The following is a 17,421-nucleotide window of genomic DNA, read 5'->3' as shown; positions in this document are numbered from 1 at the left end:
TGCGCGCCCCCGCAGCCGATGCGCTCAGAGCCAGTGCCGGAGCTTTGCCACGCCGAGCGTCACCGCCGCGATCATCAGCATCGCGAGCAGGACGAACCAGAACACGATGGCATGGTCGAACAAGCCGACCTTGAAGTTCATCCCCATGACTCCGGCGAGCAGCGCGCCGGGCAGGAGGATGACGGACGTGAGGGTCAGGATCTTCATGATCTCGTTCGTCCGGTGGCCCGTGCGGGCGATGAGGACGTCGAACGAGTTGACGATGCTCTCGCGAGCATCGCGGGCGTTCTGCACAGTCACCTCGTAGCGGTCGAACAGCGCCTGGAAGCGGTCGGCCGCCGCGTCGTCGTCCCGGGCCTCGAGCACGCGGTGGGTGAGTGCGAGGAAAGGCGTACGGTGCGCGATCAGCGCGCCCTTGAGCAGCCTCGCCTCCCGGCGAAGGCGGACGAGCTCCTCGATCTCGTCCTCGGGCTTGCGCTTGCCGCGCATCGCCCGCTCGTCGAACTCCTCGAGCTCCTCCTCGACCCGCTCGAAGGCCATCGAGTACTCGTTGAGCACCCATTGCAGCAGCGCCGCGAGAAACGACGGCCCGTCGAGCTCACCGGTCGGGCCGGATCCGGAGGCGAGCTCCTGGAAGTCGTCGAGCACCGGGACGGGTTGGTTGTGGGCGGTCACGACCCAGTTCTTGGCGACGATGCACTCGACCTCGATCAGGTCGTTCGAAGAGCTCCCGCCCGGGCAATGCACGGTCACGTGGATGAAGTGCCCGGCGTCGCGAAAGGACGCGGTCTTCGTGGATGACACAAGGGCCCGGCGAGCCTCGTCGTCGAGCTCGAGCTCATCCGCGACCCGGGCGGCGGTCTCCTCCGACGTCGCCCCGACGTCGATCCACAGGAGCCTGGACCCGCCCAGCCGCGCGGGCACGTCGTCGAGGCTCGAGAGTCGCTCGGCCTGGTCGCCGCTGAAGAGGAGCAGCCCGACCCCGCCGTCGGACTCGTCCCCGCTCGCACCCGAGGGCGAAGCAGGCTCGGCAGAGGGTGGAGCGGAACGGGGGCTTGCCATGCTCGGGGTCTACCCGGTCGGCCCCCCTCGTACCCCTAGCGCCTGTGCGCGCTCGCCAGGGCGGCGGCCAGGGCGGCGTCGAGGCTCCCCCGCCGCATGTCATCGCTCAAGCCCGCGACCCGGAACGTCCAGTCGGCCGCCGTATGAGGGGGAGACACGATCAGCAGCTGCCGCTGCTCGGCTGCGAGCAGCCGGTTCCCGCGGTCGATCGCCCGGATTCCGGAGCTGTCGAGGTATGCCAGGCGGGTGAGGTCGAGAACGACGGCGGGGGCCGTCGTGGCCTCGACGGCCTCCTGGAGCACGTCGGCGTTCGTCAGATCGACCTCGCCGTCGAGGGTGAGGACGTCGACGCCCTCGATGTCCTCCCGCAAGATGTCGACGATCGCGCCGCTCATGCCGAGGCGGCGCCCTCTCTCACTGCGCGGCTCATCCGCAGGACCGTGGCGCCGTTCTCCCGTCCGACCGACAGCTCGTCCACGATCGCCCGCATGATCGAGAGCCCGCGGCCGCGATCGGCCTGGCCGTGGTCTTCCGACCAGGTCCCCTCGTCGCGGACCGCGATGTCCAGACGCTCGCCGTCGATGCGAGCCATGACGGTCACGATACCGGCCCCGTCGCAGCCGTAGGCGTGCTCGACGGCGTTCGCCGCCGCCTCGGAGACGGCGAGGACGACGCCCCGCTCGACCTCGTCGTCCACGTCGTTCTGGTCGAGCCAGCCGCGCAGGCGCTCGCGCAGCCGCGCGAGCTCGGACGGGGAGGCGGTGAAGGAATAGCTGAACATGCCTGCTGTTGGGGTGCGGTGAACCGTCAAAACGCAAACATCGTCGTCTTGCTCGTGTCCTTCGAGCAGCTGGTCGGAGATGTCGTCCGCGAGCGAGGAATTGCCGAAAGCCGCGAGCCGCACGGCGTGCGCGAGGCGCTCCAGACCGGCGTCGATGCTCTCTCCGCGCCGCTCGACGAGCCCGTCCGTGTAGAGCAGGAGCGTCTCCCCCTCGGCGAGCTGCGTCTCCGCCTGGGAACGCGCGTCGCCCAGCATCGACCCGAGCGGCGCCGAGCGTCCCTCCCAGAGATACCGCGTCGGGCCCTGCGGCGAGACGATCAGCGGAGGCGGGTGTCCCGCGCAGGCATACCGCATGTAGCCGGTCTCGGGGTCGAGCTCGACGTATGCCAGCGTCGCGGTGGCGGCGGAGGGCACGGTCTCCACGAATGCGTCGAGGCGCTCCAGCAGAAGCGCGGGGGGCGCCGTCTGCGCCAGGGCGCTGACCGCGCCGCGCAGCTGCCCCATCGCCACGGCCGCCTCGAGGCCGTGACCGACGACATCCCCCACGACCAGGGCGATCCGGCCGGACTCGAGGCGGAAGGCGTCGTACCAGTCGCCTCCCACTTCGAGCGCGGCCGTGCCGGCCCTGTAGGCGGCCGACACGACCACCCCGTCGAAGGTCGGCAGCGCGCCGCCGAGCAGGCCGAGCTGCAGCGTGTGGGACACCTCTCGCTCCCGCTCGTACAGGAGCGCGTTGTCGAGTGCGACCGCGGCGCGGGCCGCCACCTCCCGCGCCAACGCGGGGGCGATCATCGGCTTCCAGTGCGGCCCTCGGGCGATCCGCACCGTGATCGCTCCGAGGCCGTGCCCGCGCGCACGGAGCGGCAGCACGAGCAGCGTCGGTGACGCGCCGGTCGGGTCCGCTTCGGTGCGGCCGCCGTCCGGGCTGACCTCGCGCCCCGTCGAGATCGCCTTCTCCACGCAATCGGCCCAGCGATCGTCGCTGTCGAGCTGCGCCGGACGCGAGCCTCCGCTGACGACGAGCTCCGCGGAGCCGTCCGCATCGACCAGATGGATCGCCGCGAACGTCGCGTGCTCCTCGATCAGGAGCTCGACGAGGCGCCGTGCCCGCTCCTTCGCTGTCGTCGCCCGCTCGAGCGACTCTCCGAGCACGGCGAGGAACGAGTGGGCCGACGAAGCCTGCTCGGCCTCCGCCTGCAGCTGGGCGCGATCGAGCGCGAGGCCGCACTGCTCGGCGACGCCGAAGATCACCTGACGGGTGCTCTCGCTCCACGGCTGACTGTCTGCAGAGCCGACGGCGAGCACGCCGATCACCCGCCTGTCGGCCGCGCGGAGCGGGACCGAGAGAACGGCCTCCACCGCCAGCCGCCGCCGGAGAAACGCCGACCCCGGGAACCGGGCATCGTGCTCGTCGCCGGACGCGACGTCGATCGTCACGCCCCGGCGAAGCGTCTCGGCGACGAGCGTGTCCCCGTCGATCGGCGCCGGCGACAGCCGTTCGACCTCCTCCTGCGACATCGTCGCCGCAGCCATCAGGTCCATCCCGTCGCCGCCGCGCACATGGAGGATCGCGCGCCCGATGCCCGCTGCTTCGAGATCGGCCACGGTCGACGAGGCGATGTCCCTCACCGTCATGGCGGCGGCGAGATGCGCCGCATTCCGCTCGAGGAGCTCGGCGAGGCGGCGCGCCTCGCGCTCGGTCTCGAACAGCCTCGCCCGCTCGAGTGCCACGCCGGTCTGCTCGGCCACACCGAGCAGGAGCAGGGAACGGTCGTGGTCGAGCCAGTGCTGCCGATTCGCTGCCGCGAAGATCGCCCCGACCGCTTGCCCGCTCGCAGCGCGTAGGGGCACGGCGGCGAGGGACTCGACCCCCAGTCGCTCCCGCTCGTGGCTGAGCTCCGGATACCGCGTGTCGAACTCCTCGGCGGTCGCGACCATGGCCAGCCGCCCGGTCGCCATCGACTCCGAGACCAGCCCACCGAGCTCGAGCGGATACACCCCGAACCGTTCCCGCGTCTGCTCGGGCACCTCGGACGCGTCCAGGAGCTCGAGCTGTGACGCGGTGCCGAGCTCCCACACGAACACGACGTCCGCCCCGAGCGCCTGGAACTCCGCCACGGTCGCGCTCGCAACGTCCGAGACCGTGGTCGCGGCCGCCAGCCGCGACGCATTGCGCTCCATCAGCTCGGCGTGCAGGCGTGCGTCCCGCTCCCGCTCGAGCAGAGCCGAGCGCTCGAGCGCCTGGGTGAGCTCTTCGGCGATCGCGTCGAGCATCGCACGCTCGCCGTGGTCGAAGGTGCGGCTCTCCGCGAACGCGACCCCGACGGCGCCCGTCTGACGGGGCAGCGGGACGACGAGCATGGAGACGATGCCCTGCAGCAGCCGCTCGACGTCAGGCGGATAGAGCTCGCGAATCCGCTCAGGGCCGTGGAGCTCGATCACCCGCTTCGCCCGCATCGCGTCGGCGGTGGGAGTCGACGTCGAGATGGGAACCGGTCTCCATTCCCAGTCGCCCGCGGTTGCGCGGGCCGGGACCTTGAGCGTCCTCACGTCGCCGCCCGCGGCGACGCCGACCGTGGCGAGGCTCGCCCCGAACGCCTCGAAGAGGTAGGGCACCGCCGCCTCCGCCACCTCCGTGGGGAGCGCCGCAGCCGAGAGTGCGGCGACGAGACGCTGGAGGATGTCTGCCCGCCGCCTGGCTTCGTCGTCGACCGACCGCAGGCGCGCGCGCTCCAGGGCGACACCGGACTGCTCCGCGATACCGGTCACGACGGGTCGCATCCGCGGCACGAGCCAGCCCGGTCGCCTCGACGCCGCGACGACCCCACCGAGCACGGTGCCGTCCGTGTCGAGCAGCGGGACCGCGATCACGGAGTGGATGCGCTGCTGTTGGCGGAGGGCGGCGGTTTGCGGAAAGCGCTCGTCGTACTCCTCGCCCGTGGCCACCTCGACGATCTCGCCCGAGCGCATCGCCTCCCCTCCCGGCGTGGACGGGTCGAGCAGGAACCGGTTCAGGCCGCCGCCTGCGTCGGGGGCGACGCCGGTTGCGGCGAGCGTCTCCACCCGATCGCCGTGCACGAGCTGGACCGCGACGATCTCGACCCCTGCGTCGGAGAGGTCGGAGACGGTCACGGCGGCAACGTCCCGGGCCGTCGCAGGGGCCACCAGGTTCCCGGCGTGCCGCTCGAGCAGCTTCGACCGCTCGTGTGCCTCGCGCTCGGCGTCGTTCGCGCGCAGCAGTCGGCGTTCGGACGACTCCCGCGAGACGGCGAACGATCCCAGCATCAGCGCGAGCACCAGTCCGCCTGCGAGGATCGCATATGCCGTCTCGCGTGAGGGCTCCCCCGCCCGCGCGGTGACCGTCCAGACCCGGCCGCCCAGCGAGAGCGACCTCGTGACACCCTCGTTCGGCGGGGACTCCGTCTCGTACAGCTTCGCCCCGTCCACGGAGAGTGAGACCCGGTGGTCGGGAGCGAGCCTCTCCAGCACCCCCCTGATCACGGTCGTGCTGAACCAGGCGACGACGTACGCGACGGGATCCGCGGCATCCTCGCGTGGGTAGAGCGGCTTCAAGGCGAGAAAGCCGTCGTCTCCCAGGCCGAAGGGGACGAGGCTCGTGAGGGCCGTCTGCCGCGTGGCGTGCGCGCGCAGCACGGCGTTCCGGCGGACCTGCTCGCTCGTCAGGTCGAAGCCCCGGAGCGCACGGGTCTCCCCGGTGTCCGGCCAGACGGCCGAGATCGCGACGTATCTCGGGCGCTCCCCGGCGGGAACGAACGTCCCGGGCCGGACGAGATCGGTGATCGTGTGCTTGGCGGCATCCTCGAACGCCGCCCGTCCCTCCGCGGGCACGACGACCGCGAGCGCGAGAGCGTCGGTCGAGCGGATCGACTGGACCGCTCGCGCGAAGGCGACGAAGCTCGATGTGTCCACGCCGCCGCGACCCGTCACGAGCCCGTCGGCCGCCCCCAGGCTCGTCAGGACGCGGCCGACGCTCTCGCGGAGCGCCTCCCGGGCGGCCTGGGCCGCACGCTCGTCCTCGATCCGGGCGTCGTCGCGGGACTTGTCCCAGGCCAGGGCCGCCATCGCGATGCTCGCCACGAGCACGAGCGCGACGAGGATCAGGCCGATGAGCCTCGTGGCGGGTGTGCCCGTCGTCACGGTGAAGGGTCCTAGCACACGCCTTCCGCCGGGCTTCCCCGCCGGGCTCGAGGCCCCGTCGCCACCCTCACATGTGGATGACCAGGAAGTCCCCTCCGATCACCTGCCGGGCCACGTTGTGGACCGGGACCGTCCCGATCGCCGCCGTCGGCCTGCCGTGGTGCGCGTGGCCGTGGAAGACGGCATCGGGACGGTGGGCGCCGATCGGCGCGGCGAGGCGGCCCGACCCGAGGAAGGCCCAGATGCCTTCCGGCTCGCCGATCAGCGTCTCGCTCACGGGCGCGTAGTGGAGGAGCACGAGGCGCCGCTCGCAGCCGGCGATCGCCTCGAGCCCTGCCTCCAACGCCGCCACCTCGCGCGACGTCTCCGCGAACACCTCACGGAGCAGGCGCTCGCCGAAATCTGCGATCTCGGCCCCGGGAAAGCCGCCCACGAATCCCTTCGTCCCGACGACGCCGACTTCCATCCCGGCGACGTCGAGCACCGCATGGCGGCCGTCCAGGACGAGGACGTGCGCCTGCTCCAGGACGTCCTCGATCTCCGCGGCGAGCCCCGCATGGTGGTCGTGATTCCCGAGCACCGCGAGGACGGGCGCCTCGGCTTTCCCACACGCGTCCGCGAGGACACGTGCCTCCTCGACCAGGCCGTGCGTCGTCAGGTCGCCCGCAAGCAGGACCAGGTCGGCCCCGGTCAAGTCGGCGAAGGCGCGTTCGAGGCGCTCGCGGTGCTCCTCGGAGGCATGGAGGTCGCCCACCGCGGCGATCGACAATCCGCTCATCCAGGGGGAGTACCCGCTTCGGGATCCGTCCTACCGAGCCGCACGCCGCCTGCCCGTGCATCGCACGGCCTGTGGGAGAATCCCCGCGACCAGGAGACCCCGCATGCGCGCGAACCGCTCGATGCCGCCGTCGACAGTGATCCCCGTGCTCGCGTATCCCGACGTGGGCGAGGCAGTCGGCTGGCTCTGCGAGGTGTTCGGCTTCGCCGAGCGCTGGCGGGCCGGGAACCATCGCGCGCAGCTCTGGGTCGGCGAGGGGGCGATCGCCGTGACGGGCGGAGGGAGCGGTGACGCCGCGTCGTCGAGCACGGTGATGGTGCGCGTCGATGACGTCGACGCCCATCATGCCCGGGCCGTCGAGCGAGGCGCCCGCATCTCGGGAGCCCCGCAGGACTACCCGTACGGCGAGCGCCAGTACACCGCGGAGGATCCGGGCGGGCACGCATGGACCTTCTCCCAGACGATCGACGACGTCGCGCCCGAGGACTGGGGCGGAACCTCGCGGCGGCTCTGACGGAGCTCGGCACGGGCAGCACCGGCGCTAGCCTGGCCCGTGATGAGGACGATCGAGGTCGAGACGCCCCACGGCCTCGCCCGCATACACCTTCATCCGGCGGGCGAGCCACAGGGCGCGCTGATCCTCGGTCACGGAGCCGGCGGAGGAGTCTCCGCACGTGACCTGGTGGCGGCCGCCGAGGCCGCGAGGTCGATCGGGCTTGCCGTGGCGCTCGTCGAGCAGCCCTACCGCGTCGCCGGGCGCCGCTCTCCCGCGCCTGCCGGGCAGCTCGACGCGGCCTGGAGCGCCGTCGTCGAGCACCTGCGCGCCGCCGAGCTCACGGACGTCCCGGTCGTCGTCGGGGGGCGCTCGTCGGGTGCGAGAGTCGCGTGCCGGACAGCCGGGCCGGCGGGTGCGGCGGGCGTCCTCTGCCTCGCGTTCCCCTTGCAGCCGCCCGGCCGCTCCGGCAAGCCGCCGTCAGCCGACCGCCTGCCCGAGCTGGACGCCGTGAGGGTGCCGGTGCTCGTCGTCCAGGGCGAGCGAGACCGGTTCGGCATCCCGCCCCCGGGGGAGCACCGAACCGTGGTGCAGGTGAAGGGCGACCACAGCCTGAGGTCGGATCCCGCCGGGGTCGCGGAGGCGGTGCGAGCCTGGCTCCCCGGCGTGATCGGGCACGTGCCCTGATCAATCCGCCGCGGCGGGCGCCGGGACGCCGTGGTGCTCCTCCTGGGCTGCGGAGACATCGACTCGGAGGAACGCTGCGGCGACGACGGCCGAGGCCACCACGAACGCGGAGCCGACCAGGAACGCCAGGTGGTATCCGCCGTTCAGCGCCGCCCGCGCCGACTCGCCGGCGGCCTCGAGCTCCTCGGTGCGCCAGGCGGCGAGGCTCGCGAGCACGGCGAGGCCGAGTGCGCCGCCCATCATGAACGACGTGTTGACGACGCCCGACGCGAGCCCGGCCTCCGTCGGCGAGACGCCGCTCATCGCTGCGAGCAGGATCGGATTGAAGCCGATCCCGGCGCCGAGCCCGACCGCGATCGTCGCCGGGAGCACGTCGACGAGGAACGACCCGTCGACGGGCGTCCGAGCGAGCAGCAGGAGGCCGAGCGTCATCAGCGCCAGCCCTGCGATCAGCGGTGTCCTCACACCGAGCCGCATGACCAGCCGGTCGGACAGGAGGAGCGACGAGCCGCCCCAGATCACCATCGAGGGCAGGTACGCGAGACCCACCTCCATCGGGGTGTAGCCGAGGATCCCCTGGAGGTAGAGCGCCGAGAGGAAGAAGTACGCGAACATCCCCGCCGCCATCAGCACGCCGATCACGTTCGCGGTCGACACGTTGCGGTTGCGGAAGATCCCGAGCGGCATCAGCGGCGCCGAGAGCCGCGCCTCGAGCGAGAGGAACACGACCATCAGCACCGCCGCCGCGCCGAGCAGGCCGAGCGTGCGGGCGGTCATCCAGCCCACCTCGTTGCCGTTCACGATCGCGTACACCGCGATCATCAGCGACGCGGTGACCGTGATCGCGCCGGCGACGTCGACGCGCCCCGTCGCCTGGCCACGGGTACCCGGCAGCAGCGCCAGCGTCAACGCGAAGACGGCGATCCCGACCGGGAGGTTGACGAGGAAGATCCAGTGCCAGTCGAGCAGGTCGGTGATCACCCCGCCGAGCAGGACGCCTGCGGTGCCGCCGCCGGAGAGCACGAAGCCGAAGACGCCCATCGCCTTCGCCCGCTCCGCGGGCTCGACGAAGAGCGTCATGATCAGCGACAGCGCGACCGCGGACACGATTGCCCCGCCGAGGCCCTGCACCGCACGCGCGGCGATCAGTGCGCCCTGTGAGGTCGCAAGGCCGCAGGCCAGTGATGCGAGGGTGAACAGCGCGATCCCCGAGAGGAACATCCTGCGATGGCCGAAAAGGTCGCCCAGCCGGCCCCCGAGGAGCAGGAACCCGCCGAACGTCAGGAGGTACGCGTTCACGACCCACGCGAGCGACTCCTGCGAGAAGCCCAGGTCGTCGCGGATCGACGGCAGCGCCACGTTGACTATTGTCCCGTCGAGCACGATCATCAGGTCGCCCAGGCACAGGACGAGCAGCGCCAGCCAGCGGGTGCGTGTGTCGGTGATCGTCATCGTCGGAGTCCTTTCGCAGCCTTCACCATCGGTCTCGAACGGGTAGACGAGCCCGCGGCGGCGAACTCATCGGTGGGTCGCTCGATGCCCATGGACAGAGGGTTGCGCACCCAACGTCCGGCGCCTTCCGGCCGTCCGCCCTCCGCTCGTTCGGTTCTCCGTACTCCGATGAGTTCGCTCGCGTTCCGCGGTCAGAAGGGTGGATGGCAGAGCCACGCCCGACGACGCTCGTCTTCACGATCACCGGCCCGATCTCGCGCTCGGACCTCCCCGGCCTCTCCGACCGGGTCTGCACGCTGCTCGGTGCCGGCGGTCCGGGCGTCGCGTTCTGCGACGTGAGCGGCGTTCCCGCGGATGCGGTCACGGTCGACGCGCTCGCTCGGCTCCAGCTCGGCGCCCGGCGCCACCGCTGTCAGGTACGGCTGCGGAACGCCTCCAAGGACCTGCTCGAACTCGTCGCGTTCATGGGCCTTCGCGACGTGCTGCCCGAGTAGGCCGTCTCAAGCCTCCAGGCGCGGCGGCAGACCGAACAGCGGGAAGACCCGCTCCGTGTCGAGGAAGAACGTGAGCTCGACGATCCGGCCGTCCTCGACCTCGAGCACCTGCAGCGCCCAGGGGTCGAATCCGCTCCCGCTCTCGCTCGGCTTGTACTGCCCGAAGGCCGGCGAGCCGTTCGCGGCCACGGTCGGGATCACGCGCGAGCCACGGCACCCGGCACCGGGGCCGAGCCACCACGTGAAGATGTCCTCGCGACCCGTGAGCCAGAGGTCGTACGGCGGCATCGACTGCGTCGCGTCCTCGTGGAGGAGCGTCGTGAGCGCGTCCATGTCGTAGCGCTCGAAGGCGTCGACGTACCGCGCCAGGAGCTCTCGCTCGGCCTCGTCCATGGCAGGAGGCTCCTGCTCGGCCGGGCTCAGGTCACGCGCCTCGAGCGTCGCGCGGGCCCGCTGGAGCGCGCTGTTGACGGAGGCGACGCTCGTCTCGAGCAGCTCCGCGACCTCGCTCGCCTGCCAGCGCAGCACCTCGCAGAGGATCAGCACCGCGCGCTGGCGCGGCGGTAGGTGCTGCAGCGCCGCGACGAAGGCGAGCCGGATCGTCTCCCGCGCGACGGCCACCTCTGCCGGGTCGCCCTCCGGGACGACCAGGCCGTCCGGAGCGGGCTCGATCCATGTGACCTCGGGGAGCGCGTTCAGGTTGTCGGCGACCGGCTCGCGCGCGGGGCCGAGGTCCATCGGGCGCGCCCGACGCTCCCTCGCGCCGAGCATGTCGAGGCACACGTTCGTGGCGATGCGATACAGCCACGAGCGAAGGGCCGCACGCCCCTCGAACCGATCGAAGGCCTTCCAGGCCCGCAGCAACGTCTCCTGGACGGCGTCCTCCGCCTCGAACGGGGAGCCGAGCATCCGGTAGCAGTAGCCGGTCAGCTCACGGCGGTAGAGCTCGAGCCGTTCCGCCACGTCCCCCTGCGCGAGCGAGACAGCGCCTCCGGTCACCTCGAGGTCGGGCACGCGGACCATCGTAGGGAAACGGGCGCTCCGCCCGTGGTTCGGCTACCCGCACCACGGTCGCGTGCGGCGAGCGCCCCGGCCGGGCTGTTCCCGGCCGAGGCAGCGCTCGCCCACACGCTACTTCGCGGCGGCGGCGACCTTCGAGGGGTCGGGCACGATCCGGATGTAAGGCTTGGGCTCCTCCCAGCCGTCCGGCCAGATCTGCTTCGCCTCGTCGTTGGAGACCGAGCCCGCGATGATCACGTCGTCTCCCTGCGCCCAGTTGACGGGCGTCGAGACCCTGTGCTCCGCCGTCAGCTGGAGGGAGTCGATCACCCGCAGGACCTCGTCGAAGTTGCGTCCGGTCGTCATCGGGTAGATGAGGACCAGCTTCACCTTCTTGTCCGGGCCGATCACGAACACGTTGCGTACCGTCTGGTTGTCGGCTGCCGTCCGGTCGCGCGGATCGCCGGAGACGTCCGCGCCGAGCATCCCGTAGAGCTTCGAGAGGGCGAAGTCCGCATCCGCGATGATCGGGTAGTTGGGCGCGTGGCCCTGCGTCTCCTCGATGTCGCGTGCCCACCCTTCGTGGTCCGCGGCCGAATCGACGGAGAGCCCGATGATCTTCACGTTCCGGCGCTCGAACTCGGGCTTGATCTTCGCCATGTACCCGAGCTCCGTCGTGCACACCGGTGTGAAGTCCTTCGGGTGCGAGAACAGCACCGCCCACGAATCGCCGATCCAGTCGTGAAACGAGATCGGCCCCTCGGTCGTCTCCGCCTGGAAGTCCGGTGCCGTGTCTCCGATCTTCAACGTCATTCGATCCTCCTCGGTCCGATAACTGCCGCCATTCTGCGCGTCACGCGTGGGACACAGGGCAATTCTTCCATAATTGAAGTATTGGGTGTCGGCCGAGCCGGCACGGCGTCGGCCGAGCAGCGCGCTCGCCGAGGCATCCTCGAAAACCGGCCGGCGCCCTACCGTCGGCGCAGAGGCTTGCGGAAGGCGTTTCTCGGCGTGACGCGGTCCCACGTCCGGTCGGTCGCCGCGACCCGCGTCACCCTCGCGCGGTAGGCGCCCGCCGAAGCGGGTCGGCTGAAGGTCATGCGCCCGGTCGCCGTCCGGCCGGCTGCGCGCGCATAGATCTTCCCGTTGCGGTACAGCGCGACCGTGACGGTGGCATCGCGCACCCTGCGGCCGCCGCCGTCGACGACGGTCACGTAGACGTGCAGCCTCCGCTTCGCGACCCCGTAGCGGACGGCCGCGACACGGACCGGCGGCGGCGGCTCGACGGTCACGGCGGCGCCCGCGGTGAGCGTGCCGGCGGGTGTCGTCACCGTCGCGGTCACCTGTCCCGTGGCCGGCCTGCTCCCGACTGTGAGTGTCGTCGTGGGGCCCGACGGAGGCGTGAGGGTGCCGAGCGTCGCGGGCGTCACGGCCCACACCGCCGATGTCGGGACCTCGTTGCCGAACTGGTCGATGCCGACGGCAGTGAACGTCGACGTCGCCCCGGGCAGGAGCGTGGACGCCGCCGGGTCGATGCGCAGCGACACCGGAGCGGCGCCGGTGACGGTGAGCTGCTGCGTCCCCGTGACCACGCCCGCGGCCGTGGCGGTGAGCGTCACAGCGCCGGCGGTCGCGTCCTGGTAGAAGAACTGCGCGGTCCCGAACGCCCCGCCGGGAAGCTGAACGGCGAGCGTGGGTGTGAACGGCCCCGCCACGGTCGCGGCGAACGTCCCCGTCGGCGAGGAGCTCGTCAGCGTCACGGCGACGGGCGCCACCGGCTTCGCGGCCACGCCGGCGACCTGGGCCTGCAGCGAGACCGGCGCGGAGGCCACACCTGCTGCGACCGCCTGCGGCGGCGAGACGAACGCGAGCGTCGTGGGCGACCAGGTTCGGAACGAACGCCAGCCGGCGCTGAGCGTCGCCCCCTCGAGGTCGCCGGCGCACCACGTGTTCCGCCCGTTCGAGCCGCACGCTCCGAAGCCGGGGTCGGCGGGATTGTCGGCTGCCGAGTCCCGGATCGCAGCGGACAGCCGGTCGAGCACCGCGCCCGTCCGCTGGCTGAAGTCGCTCGCAAGGAGCGTGTCGGCGTTTCGCGGCGCCCAGGCGAAGCCGAAGCGGTCGGTCGGCCTGGCAGAGCGGACCCCGTGGTTTCGGAGCGCGTACACCTGAGCCGACACGAACTGCTGCATGAGGCCGTCGGGCACCAGCGTCCAGCCGAAGCCGGATCCCCACTGCCAGGCAGCGTTCGCGAGGGCGCTGGAGGCGTTCGCGAAGAAGGCGTTCGCCGTCCCCGAGGCGGCGCCACCGCTGAGGGCGAGCAGGTCGGGGTGGCGGAGGTAGTCGACCAGGGCCTCACGCCGACTCGCGGTCGGCGCCCCGGGGGCGGCGTAGCTGCGGACGTCCGCGTACACCTCCTGCGACCAGTCGCTCACGTAGGCGTTCATGTCGGCCCAGAAGGCCGTGTCCTGCAGCCACTCCTGCATGCGGGCCTTGTAGGTGGCGGCCGGCACACGCTGGCCGATGCCGACGACGAACGCCACTCCTTTCGCGGGTGGGCCTTCTCCCGCCGCGTCGTAGAGGCCGCGCAGGAAGTCGCGGATCTCCGCGCGCCGCGCACCGTCGCCCCGCCGCACTGCAGAGGAGAGCTCGTTCACCGCCCACGTGTCACCGGCGGCCACGTCGTAGCCGGCCGCGGCCATCCGCCGCCTCGCCTCGACACCCGCCTGGTACCAGGAAGAGGCCGTCGCCGTGACCCACTTCTGCCACGTCGTGTAGTGGATCTCCGCGAGCGCATGGAAGCTCGGCCCGAGCGCGCGGATCCGCCCGGCCTGGTCGGGTCGCGACCTCGTCTTGTCGCCGACGATCGGGGGCACGGAGATGTAGTACTGGGCGCACGGGGAGGCGGTCGCGGCCAGCTTGGTCGCCAGGCGCAGCCAGTCGGTGGCCGCGTAGAAGACGGCCCTCACCGGGCGGCAGCCGGCTTGGAGCGCGTAGGGCCGGAAGGTCGCGCGCCGCGCGAGCCGCTGCCACTCCGCCTGGGTCACGCGAGGCTCGAGCGAGGGTACCGGCGTGATCCGGGAGGCGTCGGCCGCAGCCGCCGGTCCGGCCAGGGCGGCGGCGGCAGCCACGCCGGCGAGCACGACCAGGAGTCCGCCGGGCACGCGAGGCATCGCGGCAGGGTACGCGCGGCGTGTGATGGAGCTGTGAGGGGTCAGCCGCCCTGGGCCGTCGCCGGCGGAGCATCGTCGAGCACGGCGCGCAGCTGGTCGAGCGTGCAGTTCCCTCCGGTGCAGACGAGCGCCACGCGCTTGCCCGCGAGCCGCCCGCGCAGCCTCAGCGCGGCCGCGAGGGGCGCGGCGCCCGCGCTCTCGACGAGGTTGCGCGTGTGCTCGATCATCAGCCGGTTGGCGGCCCGGAGCTCGTCCTCGCGCACGAGCACGAACTCGTCGAGATGCTCCCAGAGGATCGACTGCGGGAGCTCGAAGCCGACCCGGGTCGCCAGCCCCTCGGCGGCCGTGCCCATGCCGGCCTCCTGGACCGACCGGCTCTGCCACGACAGGTAGGCGGCGGGCGCCGCCTCGGCCTGGACGCCGATCACCTCGCACGCGGGCGCGACGGCCTTGGCCACGATGCACGCGCCTGCGGCGCCGCTGCCACCGCCGATGGGCACGACGAGCACGTCGAGCCGTGGCTCCTGCTCGAACGCCTCGAGCGTGTGTGTCCCGACGCCTGCGATGAGCAGTGGCTCGTTCCCCGAATGGACATAGCGGTAGCCGCCCGTCTCGGCGAGGCGCTCGCAGTGCTCGCGGGCGTCGTCGTAGTCGCGTCCGTGCTCGACGATCTCCGCGCCGAGCGCACGCATGGCGTGCAGCTTGACCGGGTTCGCGTTCTCCGGGACGCAGACCACCACTCTGACGCCGAACCGGCGGCCGGCAAACGCGATCGACTGGCCGTGGTTGCCGGTCGAGGCAGCGACGACCCCCCGGTGACGCTCGTCGGGAGAGAGCCGGGAGACGAGGTTCACGCCGCCGCGCACCTTGAACGCCCCCGTCGGGAGGTGGTTCTCGTGCTTGACGAGCACGTCGGTGCCGACGAGCTCGGCGAGGCCGGCGTGGGCCAGGAGCGGAGTCCAGGGAAGGTGCGGTGCGATCGCGCGCCGCGCTTCGAGCACGTCGGCGAGGCGGGGCGCGACCCACCGCTCTGCGTCCATGCCGGTCACCGACGCCCTCTACGCGCCCGACGGGACCGGGAAGGTTGCCGTGAGCGTCGTCCCCCGGCCCTCGGGGCTGACCAGCTCCAGGGTCCCGCCCAGCGCCTCGACGCGGTCGACGAGACCCCCGAGGCCCGAAGCCTCGTCCTGGCACTCGATGCAGGCTCCGCCGACGCCGTCGTCCCGGACGATCACCGTCAGCGTCTTTCCGGCCTCTACGGCGCGCAGCCAGACCCCGGAGGCCCGTGCGTGCTTGACGGCATTGGTACACGCCTCGGAGCAGACGTAGTACGCCGCGGCCTCCAGATCCACGGGGAGCCGGCGCGGCAGGTCGAGGTCGAGCTCGACGGGAAGCGAGGCGCGCGCGGCACCCGCGCGGAGCGCGGCGGCTAGGCCGTCCCTGGCCAGAAGGGGTGGGTGAAGCCCTCTGGCGAGCTCGCGCAGCTCGTCGATCGCCCCCTGCAGCTCCTCCTGCGCGCCGCGTGCCAGTCGCGCGAGCTCGGGCTGATCCTCGAGCTTCACGGCAAGGGTACGGATCCCGAGCAGCGATGCCGTCAGCCGCTGCTGCGCCCCGTCGTGCAGGTTCCGCTCGAGACGCCGGCGCTCCGCGTCGCCCGCCTGGAGGATCCGCAGCCTGGACGCGTTGAGCTGGTCGAGCTTTGCGACCAGATCCCGGTGCAGCCGGTCGCGCTCCATCGCGATCCGCACGAGGGGCAGGAACGTGTCCGTGAACTCCGGGACGTCGTGGAGCCGCGCGTCGTGGACGAGCGCGCCGATCCGTCTCGTCTCGTACTCGACCCGGGAGAGGGCCATCCCGGGCCCCGCGCGCGGCTCGGCGGGGGTCGGGACCCCGGCGACGTCGACGTAGCGCTCCTGCTCCCAGTCCCACCAGTAGAGCTCGAGGCCTGGGTCGTCGAGGATCTCTCGCAGGGCGGATTGCACCTGCTCGGGCGTGGCCAGGTCCGGGATCCAGTGAAAGATCCGGGCGATGGTGTCGAGCCACGACGCGACCTCGCTCACGGGTGCGTTGTACAGGGTGCGCCGTGAACACGCCACCGCCGGGAGGGCGGCCGCCGGCCACCCTCCCGCGCGGGGCGCGCTACTTGACGGTGAGAGTGCCCTTCATGCCGCCGGCCGCATGACCCGGAAGCGTGCACAGGTAGGCAGCTTTCCCCTTCTTGAGCGTCAGCTTGAGCGTCGCGGTCTTGCCCGGCTTCAGCTTCGCGGTCTTCTTGCCCGCGATCTTGAAGTCGTGCTCGAGCTTGCCCCTGTTCGCGACCTTGAACGTCACGACACCCTTCGCCACGGTCTTCTTCGACAGCGTGAACCGAAGCTCCGACGGCTTTCCGGCCGTGACGTCGACGGTCGTCGCCGTCGGTGCGCCGAAGGCCGGCAGCGCGATCACCAGCCCGGCGGCGGCGCTCGCCACGATCGCGATCAACCCCTTGCTCGACATGCTCCTCCTCGGATCGACTGAGCGGTCGTACGGGGCCACTATGCCTGCACACCGCGGGAGCCCCGCAGGGGTGCCGCGCGGTCGCCAGGTCACCGCCCGACGCGGAGGGCACGCGCCGGCGCACGCGTGCCGCGGCCGTCCGTAGGCTTGCTGGATCGCCGTACGCCGCACGCACCGGGCCGTCTCGCCGCGCACCAGGGTGCGCCGCCTGCCCGAGCGCGGCCGGTACGACCGCGCGGCGATCGACTCCGTCCTCGATGCCGGGCTCGTCGCTCACCTCGGCTTCGTCTCGGACGGCCAGCCGTTCGTGATTCCCACGCTCCACGCCCGTGTCGGCGAGGCGGTCTACGTCCACGGCTCGGCGGCGAGCCGGACGCTTCGCGAGCTCGCCGGCGGGATCCCGGCGTGCCTGACCGTCACGCTGCTCGACGGGATCGTCCTCGCACGCTCGGTGTTCGAGCACTCCATGAACTACCGCTCGGTCGTCGTGCTCGGGCCGGCCACCCCGCTGGTCGAGCCCGACGAGAAGCTCGTCGCGCTCGAGGCGTTCACCGAGAAGCTGCTGCCGGGTCGCTGGGCGGAGGCTCGCCCGCCGTCGCGGAAGGAGCTGAAGGCGACGACCGTGCTCAGGATGCCGCTCGACGAGGCTTCCGCCAAGATCCGCACCGGCGGCCCCACCGACGGCGCCACGCCGGACGCGGAGCTCGACGTCTGGGCAGGGCACGTGCCGCTCGTCGTCCGCGCGCTCGCGCCCGTACCCGACCCGTCTCTCCGGCCGGGCATCCCGGCCCCGTCGGGCGCGCAGCGGTATCGACGACCCGGCCTGGTCGACTGACGTGACCGCTTCGTTC

At 72.1% G+C, this 17,421-nt stretch carries 15 protein-coding genes; 4 read left to right on the top strand and 11 right to left on the bottom strand.

The genetic code is table 11. The features are described from left to right. Positions 1 to 24: 24 nt before the first annotated feature. From VFO26_RS08075 to VFO26_RS08060, 4 genes are all read right to left on the bottom strand, one after another. Positions 25 to 1,062: a magnesium transporter CorA family protein gene (locus tag VFO26_RS08075; protein WP_325114424.1), complete on the bottom strand. Its 1,038-nt coding sequence runs from the start codon at positions 1,060 to 1,062 to the stop codon at positions 25 to 27. Positions 1,063 to 1,097: 35 nt separating this feature from the next. Then, complete coding sequence (locus tag VFO26_RS08070; protein ID WP_325114423.1) at positions 1,098 to 1,457, bottom strand: STAS domain-containing protein; 360 nt, start codon at positions 1,455 to 1,457, stop codon at positions 1,098 to 1,100. Further along, complete coding sequence (locus VFO26_RS08065; RefSeq protein WP_325114422.1) at positions 1,454 to 6,001, bottom strand: SpoIIE family protein phosphatase; 4,548 nt, start codon at positions 5,999 to 6,001, stop codon at positions 1,454 to 1,456. The genes VFO26_RS08070 and VFO26_RS08065 overlap by 4 nt, the downstream gene beginning before the upstream one ends. Before the next feature lie 67 nt (positions 6,002 to 6,068). After that, complete coding sequence (locus VFO26_RS08060; protein WP_325114421.1) at positions 6,069 to 6,779, bottom strand: metallophosphoesterase family protein; 711 nt, start codon at positions 6,777 to 6,779, stop codon at positions 6,069 to 6,071. Between the two features lie 103 nt (positions 6,780 to 6,882). On the opposite strand from VFO26_RS08060, the gene VFO26_RS08055 reads away from it, so the two are divergent. Further along, positions 6,883 to 7,293 carry a VOC family protein gene (locus VFO26_RS08055; protein WP_325114420.1) on the top strand — a complete coding sequence of 137 codons (411 nt, stop codon included), beginning with the start codon at positions 6,883 to 6,885 and terminating at the stop codon, positions 7,291 to 7,293. Between the two features lie 42 nt (positions 7,294 to 7,335). Then, a complete protein-coding gene (locus VFO26_RS08050) occupies positions 7,336 to 7,959 on the top strand; it encodes an alpha/beta family hydrolase (RefSeq protein ID WP_325114419.1) in 624 nt (207 codons plus the stop codon). Here VFO26_RS08050 and VFO26_RS08045 read toward each other — a convergent pair whose 3' ends face one another. Continuing rightward, positions 7,960 to 9,411 carry a DHA2 family efflux MFS transporter permease subunit gene (locus tag VFO26_RS08045; protein ID WP_325114418.1) on the bottom strand — a complete coding sequence of 484 codons (1,452 nt, stop codon included), beginning with the start codon at positions 9,409 to 9,411 and terminating at the stop codon, positions 7,960 to 7,962. Positions 9,412 to 9,614: 203 nt separating this feature from the next. Here VFO26_RS08045 and VFO26_RS08040 point away from each other — a divergent pair, with 203 nt between their 5' ends. Further along, the gene (locus VFO26_RS08040) at positions 9,615 to 9,905 is read left to right on the top strand and encodes an STAS domain-containing protein (RefSeq protein ID WP_325114417.1); all 291 of its coding nucleotides are present in this window, start codon (positions 9,615 to 9,617) and stop codon (positions 9,903 to 9,905) included. 6 nt (positions 9,906 to 9,911) lie between these two features. On the opposite strand, the gene VFO26_RS08035 is transcribed toward VFO26_RS08040, so the two are convergent. The 6 genes from VFO26_RS08035 to VFO26_RS08010 all read right to left on the bottom strand — a co-directional run bounded on the left by VFO26_RS08035 (position 9,912) and on the right by VFO26_RS08010 (position 16,570). Then, positions 9,912 to 10,919, bottom strand: coding sequence for a sigma-70 family RNA polymerase sigma factor (locus VFO26_RS08035; protein WP_325114416.1), 1,008 nt, complete (start codon positions 10,917 to 10,919; stop codon positions 9,912 to 9,914). Between the two features lie 117 nt (positions 10,920 to 11,036). Further along, entirely contained in the window at positions 11,037 to 11,717 is a 681-nt protein-coding gene (locus VFO26_RS08030) for a peroxiredoxin (RefSeq protein WP_325114415.1), read from the bottom strand. Positions 11,718 to 11,875: 158 nt separating this feature from the next. Beyond that, positions 11,876 to 14,074 (bottom strand): hypothetical protein, encoded by a 2,199-nt coding sequence (locus VFO26_RS08025; RefSeq protein WP_325114414.1) that lies wholly within the window; start codon positions 14,072 to 14,074, stop codon positions 11,876 to 11,878. A 41-nt stretch (positions 14,075 to 14,115) separates the two neighbouring features. Then, positions 14,116 to 15,114, bottom strand: a complete 999-nt coding sequence (locus tag VFO26_RS08020; RefSeq protein WP_325114482.1) for a threonine/serine dehydratase — start codon at positions 15,112 to 15,114, stop codon at positions 14,116 to 14,118. A gap of 18 nt (positions 15,115 to 15,132) precedes the next feature. Next, positions 15,133 to 16,134 (bottom strand): sensor histidine kinase, encoded by a 1,002-nt coding sequence (locus tag VFO26_RS08015; RefSeq protein ID WP_325114413.1) that lies wholly within the window; start codon positions 16,132 to 16,134, stop codon positions 15,133 to 15,135. Positions 16,135 to 16,213: 79 nt separating this feature from the next. Continuing rightward, positions 16,214 to 16,570, bottom strand: a complete 357-nt coding sequence (locus tag VFO26_RS08010; protein ID WP_325114412.1) for a plastocyanin/azurin family copper-binding protein — start codon at positions 16,568 to 16,570, stop codon at positions 16,214 to 16,216. A 199-nt stretch (positions 16,571 to 16,769) separates the two neighbouring features. Here VFO26_RS08010 and VFO26_RS08005 point away from each other — a divergent pair, with 199 nt between their 5' ends. Further along, positions 16,770 to 17,405, top strand: coding sequence for a pyridoxamine 5'-phosphate oxidase family protein (locus VFO26_RS08005; RefSeq protein ID WP_325114411.1), 636 nt, complete (start codon positions 16,770 to 16,772; stop codon positions 17,403 to 17,405). Positions 17,406 to 17,421: the final 16 nt, after the last annotated feature.

Origin of the sequence: Gaiella sp. (assembly GCF_035710885.1) — a bacterium.
In the GTDB taxonomy this organism is placed as follows: domain Bacteria; phylum Actinomycetota; class Thermoleophilia; order Gaiellales; family Gaiellaceae; genus Gaiella.
The sequence above is the reverse complement of the archived record's forward strand: the minus strand, read 5'-3'. Positions and strand labels throughout refer to the sequence as shown.